The following is a 16,280-nucleotide window of genomic DNA, read 5'->3' as shown; positions in this document are numbered from 1 at the left end:
TGGTAGTGTGGGGTTTCCCCATGTGAGAGTAGGTCATCGTCAAGATTAAATTCCGAAACCCCTATCTGCGACCGCAGGTAGGGGTTTTGTTTTGCCTGCGAGAAAGTTGATTCTTACGATTTCTATGCAACGGCTCGGGGCATGGCTATCATGCGGGCCTCATTGTGAGGCGATACTTGCATGCTGACGTTGTTAAAGCTTCTGAAGGACGGTCGTTTCCATTCCGGCCAAGCGCTGGGTGCCGCTCTAGGCATTAGTCGTAGCGCTGTATGGAAGCAACTCCAGCACCTCGAGGCGGAGTTGGGTCTTTCTATCCACAAGGTGCGTGGTCGTGGTTATCAGTTGAGTGCGCCGTTGACTCTGCTCAACGCCGTGGAGATCTGTGAGCATTCACCTGCTTGCGGCTGGCCCGTACTAGTCTTTGATTCGATTGATTCCACCAACGCAGAAGCTTTGCGCTCTATAGAGCGCGGAATGGCTGCGCCGTTTCTTGTGCTTGCGGAGCGACAAACTGCTGGTCGCGGTCGGCGCGGCCGCAAGTGGGTGAGTCCGTTTGCCGAAAATATCTACTATAGCCTCGTGCTGCGAATCGATGGTGGCATGCGACAGCTTGAAGGGCTTAGCCTGGTCGTCGGCCTGGCGGTGATGCAAACTCTGCGTGATCTGGGTATTGCCGGAGCTGGTTTGAAGTGGCCTAACGATGTCCTGGTTGGTGAGAAGAAAATCGCCGGGATATTGTTGGAATTGGTCGGGGATCCCGCTGATGTGTGCCATGTCGTTCTGGGCGTGGGAATCAATGTAAATATGCAGATGGCTGATGAGGTTGATCAGCAATGGACCTCTATGCGTCTCGAAGCAGGTAGGGCGTTTGATCGTAATCTTCTAGTGGCGCGTTTGGGGATTGTTCTCCAGGAGCACCTGCGTCGTCACCAGTCGGAAGGGTTTTCCTCACTTCAGGCAGAGTGGGAGAAAGGACACTTATGGCAGGGGCGCTCGGTTTCACTGATTGCTGGAGTGAACCGAATTGACGGTGAGGTGATAGGGATTGATGGTCAGGGCGCATTGCGTTTGAACGTGGGTGGCGTAGAAAAAGTGTTTAGTGGTGGTGAGCTAAGTCTGAGGTTGCGCGATGATTCTTGAGCTCGACTGCGGGAACAGCTTTATTAAATGGCGTGTGCTGCATGCAGATGCGGCGCGTTTGGTTGCCGAGGGAGTTGTCGACTCGGATCAGGCCTTGCTGGACAGTTTGCACGGTTGTGATGCGCTGAATCTCAAATACTGTCGCCTGGTAAGCGTAAGAACCAATGAAGAGACCGATGCGCTTGTTTCGTTGCTGATTGATGCATTCGGCGTAACGGTGTCCTGCGCGGCGCCGGCCCGTGAAATGTCTGGAGTCCGCAACGGTTACGAGGATTATCGGCGACTGGGTCTTGACCGCTGGCTTGCGATGCTTGGGGCATTTCATCTTGCCTCGGGAGCTTGTCTGGTTCTCGATTTTGGTACTGCGCTTACCGCAGACCTTATTGCGGCAGATGGTGAACACCTGGGAGGGTTCATTTGTCCGGGAATGCCCTTGATGCGTAATCAGCTACGCACCCATACCCGGCGGATTCGCTATGACGATCTCGCGGCATCCAGGGCACTCGAGAGCTTTGAGCCAGGGCGAAATACGGTGGAGGCCGTCGAGCGTGGCTGTTCATTGATGTTGAGAGGGTTTGTCTTGACGCAGCTGGAGCTGGCGCGCAGCTATTGGGGGCAGGATTTTTCGGTGTTCCTTACTGGCGGTGATGCAGGCCTGGTTTCCGGAATCGTGCCAGAGGCGCGGGTGGTACCGGATCTCGTATTCGTAGGTTTGGCCATGGCTTGCCCATTGTCCTGAGGTTTTTATGCGTTGGTTGTTTCTGCTGTTGCTGGTCCTCAATGTGTTTTATTACGTTTGGCATCAGCAGGAGGCGCCCTTGCGTGCGAAGGACGTCACTCCGTTGAGTTTGTATAAAGGTTCGCAGCAGGACATTCGCCTGTTGAGTGAAACACCTGATGCAGCAGCTGTGCGTGACAAGGGTAAATCTGCGCAGGCGGATAACAGTTGTCTTTATTTGGGTGGCTTTGCTCGTCAGGAAACGGCGAAGGCGCTCGAGCAGCGATTGACTGCTCTCGACATCAAGGTTCAACAGCTATCGGTTTCTCTTCCTGATTCTGTTGGATATTGGATGCGCGTGACCCCGGAAAGCCGGCGTTTGGCTGATGATTCCGTATTGCAGAACCTTGCTAAAGAATTCAATGAGTTAAAACATAAAATAATGCCGTGCGAGGGGGTTGCAACTGCTGAATAGGTTGCATAGAATGGCGCCCGCTTCGCAGTGAAGACCTTTAACGGTCAGCAGCGCGAAGCGAGGTCAACGCAGCTAACCTCAGGTTTTTAATGAGAAAATGCTTGACAGAAGGCTGGCATGATGTAGAATGCCGGCTCGCTTAGGAGGGGTTCCCGAGCGGCCAAAGGGATCAGACTGTAAATCTGACGTCTACGACTTCGAAGGTTCGAATCCTTCCCCCTCCACCATTTTTAGCGTGAGCTGCAAGCTTACGCGGGTATAGTTTAGTGGTAGAACCTCAGCCTTCCAAGCTGATGATGCGGGTTCGATTCCCGCTACCCGCTCCAAGTTTGCAGGTTGTGCAAAGTGTTTCGCTCTTGTAGCTCAGTTGGTAGAGCACACCCTTGGTAAGGGTGAGGTCAGCGGTTCAAATCCGCTCAAGAGCTCCATATGACAAGGCAGATATGAAAATATCTGCCTTTGTTTTAATGGTCGGTATTGCTTGCTTAATTCTTCTGTTGGGGGTTATTTCGATGGCTAAGGAAAAGTTCGATCGTTCCCTGCCGCACGTCAACGTTGGTACCATTGGTCACGTTGACCACGGTAAAACCACTCTGACTGCTGCTCTGACTCGCGTCTGCTCCGAAGTTTTCGGCTCGGCTCGTGTTGACTTCGACAAGATCGACAGCGCACCAGAAGAGAAAGCTCGCGGTATCACCATCAACACCGCGCACGTTGAGTACAACTCGAAGATCCGTCACTACGCTCATGTTGACTGCCCAGGTCACGCTGACTATGTGAAGAACATGATCACCGGTGCTGCTCAAATGGATGGCGCTATCCTGGTTTGCTCGGCCGCTGATGGTCCGATGCCGCAAACCCGTGAGCACATCCTGCTGTCCCGTCAGGTAGGCGTTCCGTACATCGTGGTTTTCCTGAACAAGGCCGACCTGGTAGACGATGCTGAGCTGCTGGAGCTGGTTGAGATGGAAGTGCGCGATCTGCTGAGCACTTACGACTTCCCAGGTGACGACACTCCGATCATCATCGGTTCTGCTCGTATGGCTCTGGAAGGCAACGACGAAAACGAAATGGGCACCACTGCCGTTCGTAAGCTGGTTGAAACTCTGGATAGCTACATCCCGGAGCCGGTTCGTCTGACCGACAAGCCATTCCTGATGCCAATCGAAGACGTATTCTCGATCTCGGGTCGCGGTACTGTTGTGACTGGTCGTATCGAGCGCGGTATCGTTCGCGTTCAAGATCCGCTGGAAATTGTTGGTCTGCGTGACACTACCGTCACCACCTGTACCGGTGTTGAAATGTTCCGCAAGCTGCTTGACGAAGGTCGTGCAGGCGAGAACTGCGGTGTGCTACTGCGTGGCACCAAGCGTGACGACGTTGAGCGAGGTCAGGTTCTGGTTAAGCCGGGTTCGGTTAAGCCGCACACCAAGTTCACCGCAGAAGTTTATGTGCTGAGCAAGGAAGAAGGTGGTCGTCACACTCCGTTCTTCAAGGGCTACCGTCCACAGTTCTACTTCCGTACTACTGACGTGACTGGTAACTGCGAACTGCCGGAAGGCGTTGAAATGGTAATGCCGGGCGATAACATTCAGATGACTGTTACCCTGATCAAAACCATCGCGATGGAAGATGGTCTGCGTTTCGCTATCCGTGAAGGCGGTCGTACCGTCGGAGCTGGCGTCGTAGCCAAAATCATCGAGTAAATTGTTGTAATGTCTTTTTCGGGCCGGCATAATGGTCGGCCTGATTTTGTTTTAGGTCAGTAGCTCAATTGGCAGAGCGACGGTCTCCAAAACCGTAGGTTGGGGGTTCGATTCCCTCCTGACCTGCCAGATTCACTTGGTGTGTCTGGCTTTCTTTTCACAGGATCTTCATAGATGACTCCTAAAGCTGAAGCTCAAGGCTCTCGCTTCGATCTGCTCAAGTGGCTTGTAGTAGTCGTCTTGGTGGTTGTTGGCGTTGTCGGCAATCAGTATTACCATGCTGTGCCGATCCTGTACCGTGTACTCGCTTTGCTTGTTATTGCTGCTGTAGCTGCCTTTGTAGGCCTGCAGACGGTCAAGGGCAAGTCTTTCTTTGTACTGGTTAAGGAAGCTCGCACCGAGATTCGTAAAGTCGTGTGGCCAACTCGCCAAGAAACCACGCAGACCACCCTGATTGTGGTGGCTGTTGTTCTGGTTATGGCGTTGCTGTTGTGGGGGCTTGATTCCCTGCTCGGCTGGCTTGTTTCCTTGATTGTTGGCTAAGGGTGTCCCGTGGCTAAGCGTTGGTACGTTGTGCATGCTTACTCGGGTTACGAGAAGCATGTCATGCGCTCGTTGGTAGAGCGCGTAAAGCTGGCTGGCATGGAAGATGGCTTCGGCGAAATTCTGGTTCCCACTGAAGAAGTGGTTGAAATGCGTAATGGCCAGAAGCGCAAAAGCGAACGTAAGTTCTTCCCTGGTTATGTGCTGGTCCAGATGGATATGAACGAGGGGACTTGGCACTTGGTCAAGGACACTCCTCGGGTGATGGGCTTCATCGGCGGTACTGCTGATAAGCCAGCACCAATTACTGATAAAGAGGCAGAAGCAATTCTGCGTCGTGTTGCTGATGGTAGCGACAAACCGAAGCCTAAGACTCTGTTCGAGCCGGGTGAAGTGGTTCGTGTCACCGACGGTCCGTTCGCCGATTTTAATGGCACGGTCGAAGAAGTTAACTACGAAAAGAGCCGGATTCAAGTCGCTGTGCTCATTTTCGGTCGCTCTACTCCGGTAGAGCTAGAGTTCAGCCAGGTCGAAAAGGTCTAGCCGAACAAGCATCCCAACCCCGCAGCCCTAGGCTGTGGGGTTTTGTCGTCACTGGGATAAACGCGCAAGTAACCGGGGAGCCTCTCGAGGCGTTCGAACCCGTAATTGGAGTGCCTCATGGCCAAGAAGATTACCGCTTACATCAAGCTGCAAGTGAAGGCCGCTCAGGCTAACCCAAGCCCACCTGTTGGTCCTGCTCTGGGTCAGCACGGCGTGAACATCATGGAATTCTGCAAGGCTTTCAACGCCCGTACTCAGGGTATTGAACCAGGTCTGCCGACTCCAGTGATCATCACTGTCTACAGCGACCGTAGCTTCACTTTCGAAACTAAAAGCACCCCGGCTTCGGTTCTGCTGAAGAAGGCTGCTGGTTTGACTAGCGGTTCCGCTCGTCCAAACACCGTTAAGGTTGGCACTGTAACTCGTGCTCAGCTGGAAGAAATCGCGAAAACCAAAAACGCGGATCTGACTGCAGCTGATATGGAAGCAGCCGTGCGTACTATCGCCGGTTCTGCTCGTAGCATGGGCCTTAACGTGGAGGGTGTGTAATGGCTAAGCTGACCAAGCGCCAAAAGGCTATCGCCGGCAAAATCGAAGCAGGCAAGGCCTACAACTTTGTAGACGCCGCTGCTCTGCTGGCTGAGCTGTCGACTGTCAAGTTCAGCGAGTCGTTCGACGTTGCTGTGAACCTGGGTGTTGACCCGCGTAAATCTGACCAGGTTGTTCGTAGCGCTACTGTGCTGCCACACGGCACTGGCAAGACCGTTCGCGTTGCTGTGTTCACCCAAGGTCCAGCAGCTGAAGCTGCTCTGGCCGCCGGCGCTGATCGCGTAGGCATGGACGACCTGGCTGCCGAAATGAAAGGCGGCGACCTGAACTATGACGTAGTTATTGCTTCCCCGGATGCAATGCGCGTTGTAGGTCAGTTGGGTCAGATCCTCGGTCCACGTGGCCTGATGCCTAACCCTAAAGTCGGCACCGTAACTCCAGACGTAGCTACCGCGGTTAAAAACGCAAAAGCTGGTCAGGTTCGTTATCGCACCGACAAAAACGGCATTATCCACACCTCCGTTGGCAAAGTCGGCTTCGATGCCGTCAAGCTGAAGGAAAACGTTGAAGCCCTGATCGCTGATCTGAAGCGTATCAAGCCTGCTTCCTCGAAAGGTATCTACGTCAAGCGCGTTACCCTGAGCACCACTATGGGCCCAGGTCTGGTCATCGACCAGGGTTCGCTCGACGCATAAGACACAAATTGGCGCGAGCGATCGCGTCAATTGAAAGATTGGGGTCCCTGCCTGGCGGGGGCTATCCAAGACCGTAGGCGACGCAAGTCTTAAACCTCAAGCCTACGCAGATGGTGCTCCCGGTTCCTTACCGAATCAGACACCAAAACGACATCTGGCTTCGGCTGGATGAAACGGTAACAAGCAGGAGTTAAACCCGTGGCAATTAAACTCGAAGACAAGAAGGCCATCGTCGCTGAAGTCAACGAGGCTGCCAAAGCTGCTCTGTCCGCTGTCGTGGCTGATGCCCGTGGCGTAACAGTAGGCGCTATGACCGGACTCCGTAAAGAGGCTCGTGAAGCTGGCGTTTACGTACGTGTTGTACGTAACACCTTGCTCAAGCGCGCTGTTGCTGACACTGAATACAGTGTTCTCAACGACGTGTTCACTGGCCCGACCTTGATTGCGTTCTCCAACCAACATCCTGGCGCTGCTGCCCGTTTGTTCAAGGAATTCGCCAAAGGTCAGGATAAGTTCGAGATCAAGGCAGCTGCGTTCGAGGGCAAGTTCCTCGCAGCTAATCAGATCGACGTACTGGCAACTCTGCCGACCCGTGACGAAGCAATTTCCCAGCTGATGAGCGTGATTCAAGGCGCTACCAGCAAATTGGCTCGTACTCTGGCGGCTATTCGCGACCAAAAAGAAGCTGTTGCAGCCTAAGGCTGAGCACTTCCTTTCGCGCTTTTTTGTTTATTTCGATGGTCGCGTAGGCCGTCCCCAAATCAGGAATTAGAGTCATGTCTATCTCTCAAGACGATATCCTCAACGCCGTAGCTGAAATGTCGGTTATCCAGGTTGTTGAGCTGATCAAAGCTTTCGAAGAAAAATTCGGCGTTACCGCTGCTGCTGCTTCGGCTGGTCCAGCTGTTGCTGCTGCCGTTGCTGAAGAGCAAACCGAATTCAACGTCATGCTGACCGAAGCTGGCGAGAAGAAAGTTAACGTGATCAAGGCTGTACGTGAACTGACCGGTCTGGGCCTGAAAGAAGCCAAGGCTGTAGTTGACGGCGCTCCTGCCATGGTTCTGGAAGCTGTTGCCAAAGACGCAGCTGACAAAGCCAAAGCAGTTCTGGAAGAAGCAGGCGCTAAAGTCGAGCTGAAGTAAGCTTCGACTTTGCGTCTCCAGCCCGAGCGTTAAGCGAAAGGCTGATGGCTGGTGGCTCTTGCCACCGGCCTTTTTCCGTTATTGGCAGCCGACTGGGTCGGTGCCGATAACGAGCTGTACCACCCGATGCGGTGGCGCAAACCATGGGGTTTGCACGATTTTCTGGCTGCTCCCGTCGGGAGGGGCCAAACAAGCAGGTGACCAAGCTGGGGAACGCTGATGGCTTACTCATATACTGAGAAAAAACGTATCCGCAAGGACTTTAGCAAGTTGCCGGACGTCATGGATGTGCCGTACCTCCTGGCCATCCAGCTGGATTCGTATCGTGAATTCTTGCAAGCGGGAGCGACTAAAGATCAGTTCCGCGACGTGGGCCTGCATGCGGCCTTCAAATCCGTTTTCCCGATCATCAGCTACTCCGGCAATGCTGCGCTGGAGTACGTCGGTTATCGCCTGGGCGAACCGGCATTTGATGTCAAAGAATGCGTATTGCGCGGTGTAACTTACGCCGTACCTTTGCGGGTAAAAGTGCGCCTGATCATTTTCGACAAAGAATCGTCGAACAAAGCGATCAAGGACATCAAAGAGCAAGAAGTCTACATGGGTGAAATCCCCCTGATGACTGAGAACGGTACCTTCGTAATCAACGGTACCGAGCGTGTAATCGTTTCCCAGCTGCACCGTTCCCCGGGCGTGTTCTTCGACCACGACCGTGGCAAGACGCACAGCTCCGGCAAACTGCTGTACTCCGCGCGGATCATTCCTTACCGCGGTTCGTGGCTGGACTTCGAGTTCGACCCGAAAGACTGCGTATTCGTGCGTATCGACCGTCGTCGCAAGCTGCCTGCATCGGTACTGCTGCGCGCGCTCGGTTACACCACCGAAGAAGTGCTGGACGCGTTCTACACCACCAACGTCTTCCACGTGCAAGGTGAAAACCTCAGCCTGGAACTGGTGCCTCAGCGCCTGCGTGGTGAAATTGCTGTCCTGGATATCCTGGATGACAAAGGCAAGGTTATTGTCGAGCAAGGTCGTCGTATCACTGCTCGCCACATCAACCAGCTGGAAAAGGCCGGGATCAAAGAGCTGCAAGTGCCTCTGGACTACGTCCTGGGTCGCACTACCGCCAAGGTCATCGTGCATCCGGCTACCGGCGAAATCCTGGCAGAGTGCAACACCGAGCTGAACACCGAGATCCTGGCAAAAATCGCCAAGGCCCAGGTTGTTCGCATCGAGACTCTGTACACCAACGATATCGACTGCGGTCCGTTCGTCTCCGACACGCTGAAGATCGACTCCACCAGCAACCAATTGGAAGCGCTGGTTGAGATCTATCGCATGATGCGTCCTGGCGAGCCGCCAACCAAAGACGCTGCCGAGACTCTGTTCAACAACCTGTTCTTCAGCCCTGAGCGCTATGACCTGTCTGCGGTCGGCCGGATGAAGTTCAACCGTCGTATCGGTCGTACCGAGATCGAAGGTTCGGGCGTGTTGTGCAAAGAAGACATCGTCGCGGTACTGAAGACTCTGGTCGACATCCGCAACGGTAAAGGCATCGTCGATGACATCGACCACCTGGGTAACCGTCGTGTTCGCTGCGTAGGCGAAATGGCCGAGAACCAGTTCCGCGTTGGCCTGGTACGTGTTGAGCGTGCGGTCAAAGAGCGTCTGTCGATGGCTGAAAGCGAAGGCCTGATGCCGCAAGACCTGATCAACGCCAAGCCTGTGGCTGCGGCGGTGAAAGAGTTCTTCGGTTCGAGCCAGCTGTCCCAGTTCATGGACCAGAACAACCCGCTGTCGGAGATCACCCACAAGCGTCGTGTCTCTGCACTCGGCCCTGGCGGTCTGACTCGTGAGCGTGCTGGCTTTGAAGTTCGTGACGTACACCCGACTCACTACGGTCGTGTATGCCCGATTGAAACGCCGGAAGGTCCGAACATCGGTCTGATCAACTCCCTGGCCGCCTATGCGCGCACCAACCAGTATGGCTTCCTCGAGAGCCCGTACCGTGTGGTGAAAGACGCTCTGGTCACCGACGAGATCGTGTTCCTGTCCGCCATCGAAGAAGCTGATCACGTGATCGCTCAGGCTTCGGCCACGATGAACGACAAGAAAGTCCTGATCGACGAGCTGGTAGCTGTTCGTCACTTGAACGAGTTCACCGTCAAGGCGCCGGAAGACGTCACCTTGATGGACGTATCGCCGAAGCAGGTAGTTTCGGTTGCTGCGTCGCTGATCCCGTTCCTCGAGCACGACGACGCCAACCGTGCGTTGATGGGTTCGAACATGCAGCGTCAAGCTGTACCAACCCTGCGCGCTGACAAGCCGCTGGTAGGTACCGGCATGGAGCGTAACGTGGCTCGCGACTCCGGCGTTTGCGTCGTGGCTCGTCGTGGCGGCGTGATCGACTCCGTTGATGCCAGCCGTATCGTGGTTCGTGTTGCTGATGACGAAGTTGAAACCGGCGAAGCTGGTGTCGACATCTACAACCTGACCAAGTACACCCGCTCCAACCAGAACACCTGCATCAACCAGCGTCCGCTGGTGAGCAAGGGTGATCGGGTTCAGCGTAGCGACATCATGGCCGACGGTCCGTCCACCGACATGGGTGAACTGGCTCTGGGTCAGAACATGCGTATCGCGTTCATGGCATGGAACGGCTTCAACTTCGAAGACTCCATCTGCCTGTCCGAGCGTGTGGTTCAGGAAGACCGCTTCACCACGATCCACATCCAGGAACTGACCTGTGTGGCGCGTGACACCAAGCTTGGGCCAGAGGAAATCACTGCAGACATCCCGAACGTGGGTGAAGCTGCACTGAACAAACTGGACGAAGCCGGTATCGTTTACGTAGGTGCTGAAGTTGGCGCAGGCGACATTCTGGTCGGTAAGGTCACTCCGAAAGGCGAGACCCAACTGACTCCGGAAGAGAAGCTGTTGCGTGCGATCTTCGGTGAAAAAGCCAGCGACGTTAAAGACACTTCCCTGCGCGTACCTACCGGTACCAAGGGTACTGTCATCGACGTACAGGTCTTCACCCGTGACGGCGTTGAGCGTGATGCTCGTGCTCTGTCGATCGAGAAGACTCAACTCGACGAGATCCGCAAGGACCTGAACGAAGAGTTCCGTATCGTTGAAGGCGCTACTTTCGAACGTCTGCGTTCCGCTCTGGTCGGCCACAAAGCCGAAGGCGGCGCCGGTCTGAAGAAAGGTCAGGAAATCACCGACGAAGTTCTCGACGGTCTTGAGCACGGCCAGTGGTTCAAACTGCGCATGGCTGAAGATGCTCTGAATGAGCAGCTCGAGAAGGCTCAGGCCTACATCGTTGATCGCCGCCGTCTGCTGGACGACAAGTTCGAAGACAAGAAGCGCAAACTGCAGCAGGGCGATGACCTGGCTCCAGGCGTGCTGAAAATCGTCAAGGTTTACCTGGCAATCCGTCGCCGCATCCAGCCGGGCGACAAGATGGCCGGTCGTCACGGTAACAAAGGTGTGGTCTCCGTGATCATGCCGGTTGAAGACATGCCGCACGATGCCAATGGCACCCCGGTCGACGTCGTCCTCAACCCGTTGGGCGTACCTTCGCGTATGAACGTTGGTCAGATCCTTGAAACCCACCTGGGCCTCGCGGCCAAAGGTCTGGGCGAGAAGATCAACCGGATGATCGAAGAGCAGCGTAAGGTTGCCGAGCTGCGTAAGTTCCTGCACGAGATCTATAACGAGATCGGCGGTCGTCAGGAAAGCCTCGATGACTTCTCCGACCAGGAAATCCTGGATCTGGCGAAGAACCTGCGCGGCGGCGTACCGATGGCCACTCCGGTGTTCGACGGTGCCAAGGAAAGCGAAATCAAGGCGATGCTGAAACTGGCAGACCTGCCAGAAAGCGGCCAGATGCAGCTGACTGACGGCCGTACCGGCAACAAGTTCGAGCGCCCGGTTACCGTTGGCTACATGTACATGCTGAAGCTGAACCACTTGGTAGACGACAAGATGCACGCTCGTTCTACCGGTTCGTACAGCCTGGTTACCCAGCAGCCGCTGGGTGGTAAGGCACAGTTCGGTGGTCAGCGTTTCGGGGAGATGGAGGTCTGGGCACTGGAAGCATACGGTGCTGCATACACTCTGCAAGAAATGCTCACAGTGAAGTCGGACGATGTGAACGGTCGGACCAAGATGTACAAAAACATCGTGGACGGCGATCACCGTATGGAGCCGGGCATGCCCGAGTCCTTCAACGTGTTGATCAAGGAAATTCGTTCCCTCGGCATCGATATCGATCTGGAAACCGAATAACACGTGACGCGAATGAGAGCGGGGCAGGATTGCCCGCTCTCTGCTCCGCCAGGAGGAAAGGCCTTGAAAGACCTACTGAATTTGCTGAAAAACCAGGGTCAAGTCGAAGAGTTCGACGCCATCCGTATCGGATTGGCATCGCCTGAGATGATCCGTTCGTGGTCGTTCGGTGAAGTTAAAAAGCCGGAAACCATCAACTACCGTACGTTCAAACCTGAGCGTGACGGCCTGTTCTGCGCCAAGATCTTTGGCCCGGTAAAGGATTACGAGTGCCTGTGCGGTAAGTACAAGCGCTTGAAGCACCGTGGTGTGATCTGCGAGAAGTGCGGCGTTGAAGTCGCGCTGGCAAAAGTTCGTCGTGAGCGCATGGCGCACATCGAACTGGCCTCGCCAGTTGCCCACATCTGGTTCCTGAAATCGCTGCCGTCCCGTATCGGCTTGCTGATGGACATGACCCTGCGTGATATCGAACGCGTTCTCTACTTCGAGAGCTATGTCGTTATCGATCCAGGCATGACCACCCTTGAAAAAGGTCAGTTGCTCAACGACGAGCAGTACTTCGAAGCGCTGGAAGAGTTCGGCGACGATTTCGATGCCCGCATGGGTGCCGAAGCTGTCCGTGAACTGCTGCACGCTATCGATCTGGAACACGAGATTGGCCGTCTGCGTGAAGAAATTCCGCAAACCAACTCCGAAACCAAAATCAAGAAGCTGTCCAAGCGTCTGAAGTTGATGGAAGCCTTCCAGGGTTCCGGCAACTTGCCAGAGTGGATGGTGCTGACCGTTCTGCCGGTTCTGCCGCCAGATCTGCGTCCACTGGTCCCATTGGATGGCGGTCGTTTCGCGACCTCCGACCTCAACGATCTGTATCGTCGAGTGATCAACCGTAACAACCGCTTGAAGCGCCTGCTTGATCTGTCCGCTCCGGACATCATCGTGCGCAACGAAAAGCGTATGTTGCAGGAAGCTGTCGACGCCTTGCTCGACAACGGTCGTCGTGGCCGCGCTATCACCGGTTCCAACAAGCGTCCTCTGAAATCCCTGGCTGACATGATCAAGGGTAAGCAGGGTCGTTTCCGTCAGAACTTGCTCGGTAAGCGTGTTGACTACTCCGGTCGTTCGGTAATTACCGTAGGTCCGACCCTGCGTCTGCACCAGTGCGGTCTGCCGAAGAAAATGGCTCTCGAGCTGTTCAAGCCGTTCATTTTCGGCAAGCTGGAAATGCGTGGTCTCGCTACCACCATCAAAGCTGCCAAGAAGATGGTTGAGCGCGAGTTGCCGGAAGTCTGGGACGTTCTCGCTGAAGTTATCCGCGAACACCCAGTGCTTCTCAACCGTGCACCGACCCTTCACCGTCTGGGGATCCAGGCATTTGAACCGGTTCTGATCGAAGGTAAGGCTATCCAGCTGCACCCGCTGGTCTGCGCCGCGTACAACGCCGACTTCGACGGCGACCAAATGGCCGTGCACGTACCGCTGACACTGGAAGCCCAGTTGGAAGCGCGTGCGTTGATGATGTCGACCAACAACATTCTGTCGCCAGCCAACGGTGAGCCAATCATCGTTCCGTCGCAGGACGTTGTATTGGGTCTGTACTACATGACTCGTGAAGCGATCAACGCCAAAGGCGAAGGTCGTGTGTTCGCGGATCTGCAAGAAGTTGACCGTGTGTTCCGTGCCGGCGAAGCCGCACTGCACGCCAAGGTTAAAGTGCGGATCAACGAAACCGTCAACGACCGTGATGGCGGCAGCGTGAGCAACACCCGTATCGTCGACACCACTGTCGGTCGTGCGCTGTTGTTCCAGGTTGTGCCAAAAGGTCTGTCGTACGACGTCGTCAACCTGCCAATGAAGAAAAAGGCGATCTCCAAGCTGATCAACCAGTGCTACCGCGTGGTTGGTTTGAAAGAGACCGTGATCTTCGCTGACCAGTTGATGTACACCGGTTTTGCCTATTCGACCATTTCCGGCGTTTCCATCGGTGTTAACGACTTCGTTATCCCGGATGAAAAAGCCCGCATCATCAGTGCTGCTACCGATGAAGTGAAGGAGATCGAAAGTCAGTACGCCTCCGGCCTGGTAACCCAGGGCGAGAAGTACAACAAAGTGATCGACCTTTGGTCCAAGGCGAACGACGAAGTTTCCAAGGCGATGATGGCCAACCTCTCGAAAGAGAAAGTCATCGACCGTCATGGCGTCGAAGTCGACCAGGAATCCTTCAACTCGATGTACATGATGGCCGACTCGGGCGCACGGGGTTCTGCTGCGCAGATCCGTCAGCTCGCCGGTATGCGTGGTCTGATGGCCAAGCCGGACGGTTCCATCATTGAAACGCCGATTACTGCGAACTTCCGTGAAGGTTTGAGCGTACTTCAGTACTTCATCTCCACTCACGGTGCTCGTAAAGGTCTGGCGGATACCGCGTTGAAAACTGCGAACTCCGGTTACCTGACTCGTCGTCTGGTAGACGTGGCGCAGGATCTGGTTGTAACCGAGATCGATTGCGGCACCGAACACGGTCTGCTGATGACTCCGCACATTGAAGGCGGTGACGTTGTAGAGCCGTTGGGTGAGCGCGTATTGGGTCGTGTTATTGCCCGTGATGTATTTAAGCCAGGTACCGAGGAAATCATCGTTCCTGCCGGCACTCTGGTAGACGAGAAGTGGGTTGAATTCATCGAGCTGAACAGCATCGACGAAGTGATCGTGCGTTCGCCGATCAGCTGCGAAACCCGCTACGGCATTTGCGCCAAGTGCTACGGCCGTGATCTGGCTCGTGGTCACCAGGTGAACATCGGTGAAGCTGTCGGCGTAATCGCTGCACAGTCGATCGGTGAGCCGGGTACCCAGCTGACAATGCGTACGTTCCACATCGGTGGTGCGGCAAGCCGGACCTCCGCAGCCGACAGCGTTCAGGTGAAGAATGGCGGTACCGTCCGTCTGCATAACCTGAAGCACGTTGAGCGAGTGGATGGTTGCCTGGTAGCTGTGTCCCGTTCCGGTGAGCTGGCAATCGCAGACGACTACGGTCGTGAACGCGAGCGTTACAAGCTGCCGTACGGTGCTGTGATTTCGGTTAAAGAAGGTGACAAGGTCGACGCTGGCGCAATCGTGGCCAAGTGGGATCCGCACACTCACCCAATCGTTACCGAAATGAAAGGTACCGTGACCTACGTGGGCATGGAAGAAGGCATCACGATCAAGCGTCAGACTGACGAATTGACCGGTATGACCAACATTGAAGTACTCGATGCCAAAGACCGTCCAGCTGCCGGCAAGGACATCCGTCCTGCTGTGAAGATGGTTGACGACAATGGCAAGGATCTGTTGCTGCCAGGTACTGACGTAATCGCTCAGTACTTCCTGCCTGCCAACGCCCTGGTCGGTGTGGCGGACGGTGCGAAAATTGCGATCGGTGATGTTATCGCTCGTATTCCGCAAGAAACTTCGAAGACCCGTGACATCACCGGTGGTCTGCCGCGTGTTGCCGACTTGTTCGAAGCTCGTCGTCCGAAAGAAGCCTCGATTCTGGCTGAAGTCAGCGGCACCATCGCGTTCGGTAAAGAGACCAAAGGCAAGCGCCGTCTGGTCATTACCCCGAACGACGGTAGCGATCCGTATGAAGAGCTGATTCCGAAGTGGCGTCACCTGAACGTGTTCGAAGGCGAACAGGTAAACCGCGGCGAAGTTATCTCCGACGGCCCGAGCGATCCACACGACATCCTGCGTCTGCTGGGTGTGAGTGCGCTGGCCAAGTACATTGTTAACGAGATCCAGGACGTTTACCGTCTGCAAGGCGTGAAGATCAACGATAAGCACATCGAGACCATCCTGCGTCAGATGCTGCGTAAAGTTGAAATCGCTGAATCCGGCGATTCCACTTTCATCAAGGGCGACCAGATGGAATTGACTCACGTACTGGTAGAGAACGAGCGTTTGGCTGGCGACGACAAGTTCGTTTCCAAGTTCACTCGCGTTCTGCTGGGTATCACCAAGGCGTCGTTGTCCACCGAATCGTTCATCTCGGCGGCCTCTTTCCAAGAGACCACTCGCGTACTGACCGAAGCGGCGGTAACCGGCAAGCGCGATTACCTGCGCGGCCTGAAAGAGAACGTGGTCGTGGGTCGTCTGATCCCGGCCGGTACCGGTCTGGCTTATCACAGCGAGCGCAAGCGCCGCCGTGATGCTGACAAACCGTTGCGCGTAAGCGCCAGTGAAGTGGAAGCTGCACTGACCGAAGCGCTGAACTCGAGCGGTAACTGAGTTCTGCGATAAATAAGTGTGGGGCCCTGGCGGCCCCGCTCATCGAATCGAGACAATTTGTCGAGGTTGGATGAGCGGGGAGGTCGGGGCCTTGCCTTGACTGGGGACAAGATCCTCTTTAGACTCTTGTACCCCTAAATTTGGCGGGAATTCGTTCCTGCCATTTTGCTTTTCTTGCAAGACAATAGCGTCGCAAGACAACAGTGGAGCTAG

Annotated in this window: 12 protein-coding genes and 4 tRNA genes; all 16 read left to right on the top strand. The window is 55.1% G+C overall.

From position 1 onward, the window contains the following. Nucleotides 1-180: 180 nt before the first annotated feature. Nucleotides 181-1,140 (top strand): bifunctional biotin--[acetyl-CoA-carboxylase] ligase/biotin operon repressor BirA, encoded by a 960-nt coding sequence (gene birA / locus AC1RKH_RS18375; RefSeq protein WP_493063508.1) that lies wholly within the window; start codon nucleotides 181-183, stop codon nucleotides 1,138-1,140. Then, complete coding sequence (locus AC1RKH_RS18370) at nucleotides 1,130-1,879, top strand: pantothenate kinase (protein ID WP_493063509.1); 750 nt, start codon at nucleotides 1,130-1,132, stop codon at nucleotides 1,877-1,879. Before birA ends, AC1RKH_RS18370 begins: the two co-directional genes overlap by 11 nt. Nucleotides 1,880-1,886: 7 nt before the next feature. Then, nucleotides 1,887-2,333 carry a hypothetical protein gene (locus tag AC1RKH_RS18365; protein ID WP_123423422.1) on the top strand — a complete coding sequence of 149 codons (447 nt, stop codon included), beginning with the start codon at nucleotides 1,887-1,889 and terminating at the stop codon, nucleotides 2,331-2,333. Nucleotides 2,334-2,475: 142 nt separating this feature from the next. After that, nucleotides 2,476-2,560, top strand: a tRNA-Tyr gene (locus AC1RKH_RS18360). Between the two features lie 25 nt (nucleotides 2,561-2,585). Further along, nucleotides 2,586-2,659, top strand: a tRNA-Gly gene (locus AC1RKH_RS18355). A 26-nt stretch (nucleotides 2,660-2,685) separates the two neighbouring features. Continuing rightward, a tRNA-Thr gene (locus AC1RKH_RS18350) sits at nucleotides 2,686-2,761 on the top strand. 84 nt (nucleotides 2,762-2,845) lie between these two features. After that, on the top strand, nucleotides 2,846-4,039 hold the full coding sequence (gene tuf / locus AC1RKH_RS18345) for an elongation factor Tu (protein ID WP_493063510.1): 1,194 nt from the start codon (nucleotides 2,846-2,848) through the stop codon (nucleotides 4,037-4,039). Between the two features lie 53 nt (nucleotides 4,040-4,092). Next, a tRNA-Trp gene (locus AC1RKH_RS18340) sits at nucleotides 4,093-4,168 on the top strand. A gap of 45 nt (nucleotides 4,169-4,213) precedes the next feature. Further along, nucleotides 4,214-4,582: a preprotein translocase subunit SecE gene (gene secE, locus AC1RKH_RS18335; protein WP_493063511.1), complete on the top strand. Its 369-nt coding sequence runs from the start codon at nucleotides 4,214-4,216 to the stop codon at nucleotides 4,580-4,582. 9 nt (nucleotides 4,583-4,591) lie between these two features. Next, the gene (nusG, locus tag AC1RKH_RS18330) at nucleotides 4,592-5,125 is read left to right on the top strand and encodes a transcription termination/antitermination protein NusG (RefSeq protein ID WP_003186097.1); all 534 of its coding nucleotides are present in this window, start codon (nucleotides 4,592-4,594) and stop codon (nucleotides 5,123-5,125) included. A gap of 117 nt (nucleotides 5,126-5,242) precedes the next feature. After that, complete coding sequence (gene rplK / locus AC1RKH_RS18325; protein ID WP_008008888.1) at nucleotides 5,243-5,674, top strand: 50S ribosomal protein L11; 432 nt, start codon at nucleotides 5,243-5,245, stop codon at nucleotides 5,672-5,674. After that, nucleotides 5,674-6,369, top strand: a complete 696-nt coding sequence (gene rplA, locus AC1RKH_RS18320; protein ID WP_019693883.1) for a 50S ribosomal protein L1 — start codon at nucleotides 5,674-5,676, stop codon at nucleotides 6,367-6,369. Before rplK ends, rplA begins: the two co-directional genes overlap by 1 nt. Nucleotides 6,370-6,567: 198 nt before the next feature. Beyond that, nucleotides 6,568-7,068 (top strand): 50S ribosomal protein L10, encoded by a 501-nt coding sequence (gene rplJ / locus AC1RKH_RS18315; protein WP_123423425.1) that lies wholly within the window; start codon nucleotides 6,568-6,570, stop codon nucleotides 7,066-7,068. Nucleotides 7,069-7,145: 77 nt separating this feature from the next. Next, entirely contained in the window at nucleotides 7,146-7,511 is a 366-nt protein-coding gene (rplL, locus tag AC1RKH_RS18310; protein WP_123423426.1) for a 50S ribosomal protein L7/L12, read from the top strand. A 219-nt stretch (nucleotides 7,512-7,730) separates the two neighbouring features. Beyond that, nucleotides 7,731-11,804, top strand: a complete 4,074-nt coding sequence (rpoB, locus tag AC1RKH_RS18305) for a DNA-directed RNA polymerase subunit beta (RefSeq protein ID WP_123423427.1) — start codon at nucleotides 7,731-7,733, stop codon at nucleotides 11,802-11,804. A 63-nt stretch (nucleotides 11,805-11,867) separates the two neighbouring features. Beyond that, the gene (rpoC, locus tag AC1RKH_RS18300; RefSeq protein WP_123423428.1) at nucleotides 11,868-16,067 is read left to right on the top strand and encodes a DNA-directed RNA polymerase subunit beta'; all 4,200 of its coding nucleotides are present in this window, start codon (nucleotides 11,868-11,870) and stop codon (nucleotides 16,065-16,067) included. Nucleotides 16,068-16,280 lie beyond the last annotated feature (213 nt).

The organism is Pseudomonas sp. GW822-FHT06B12, assembly GCF_058799675.1.
This window is presented reverse-complemented; position numbering and strand designations above follow the sequence as displayed.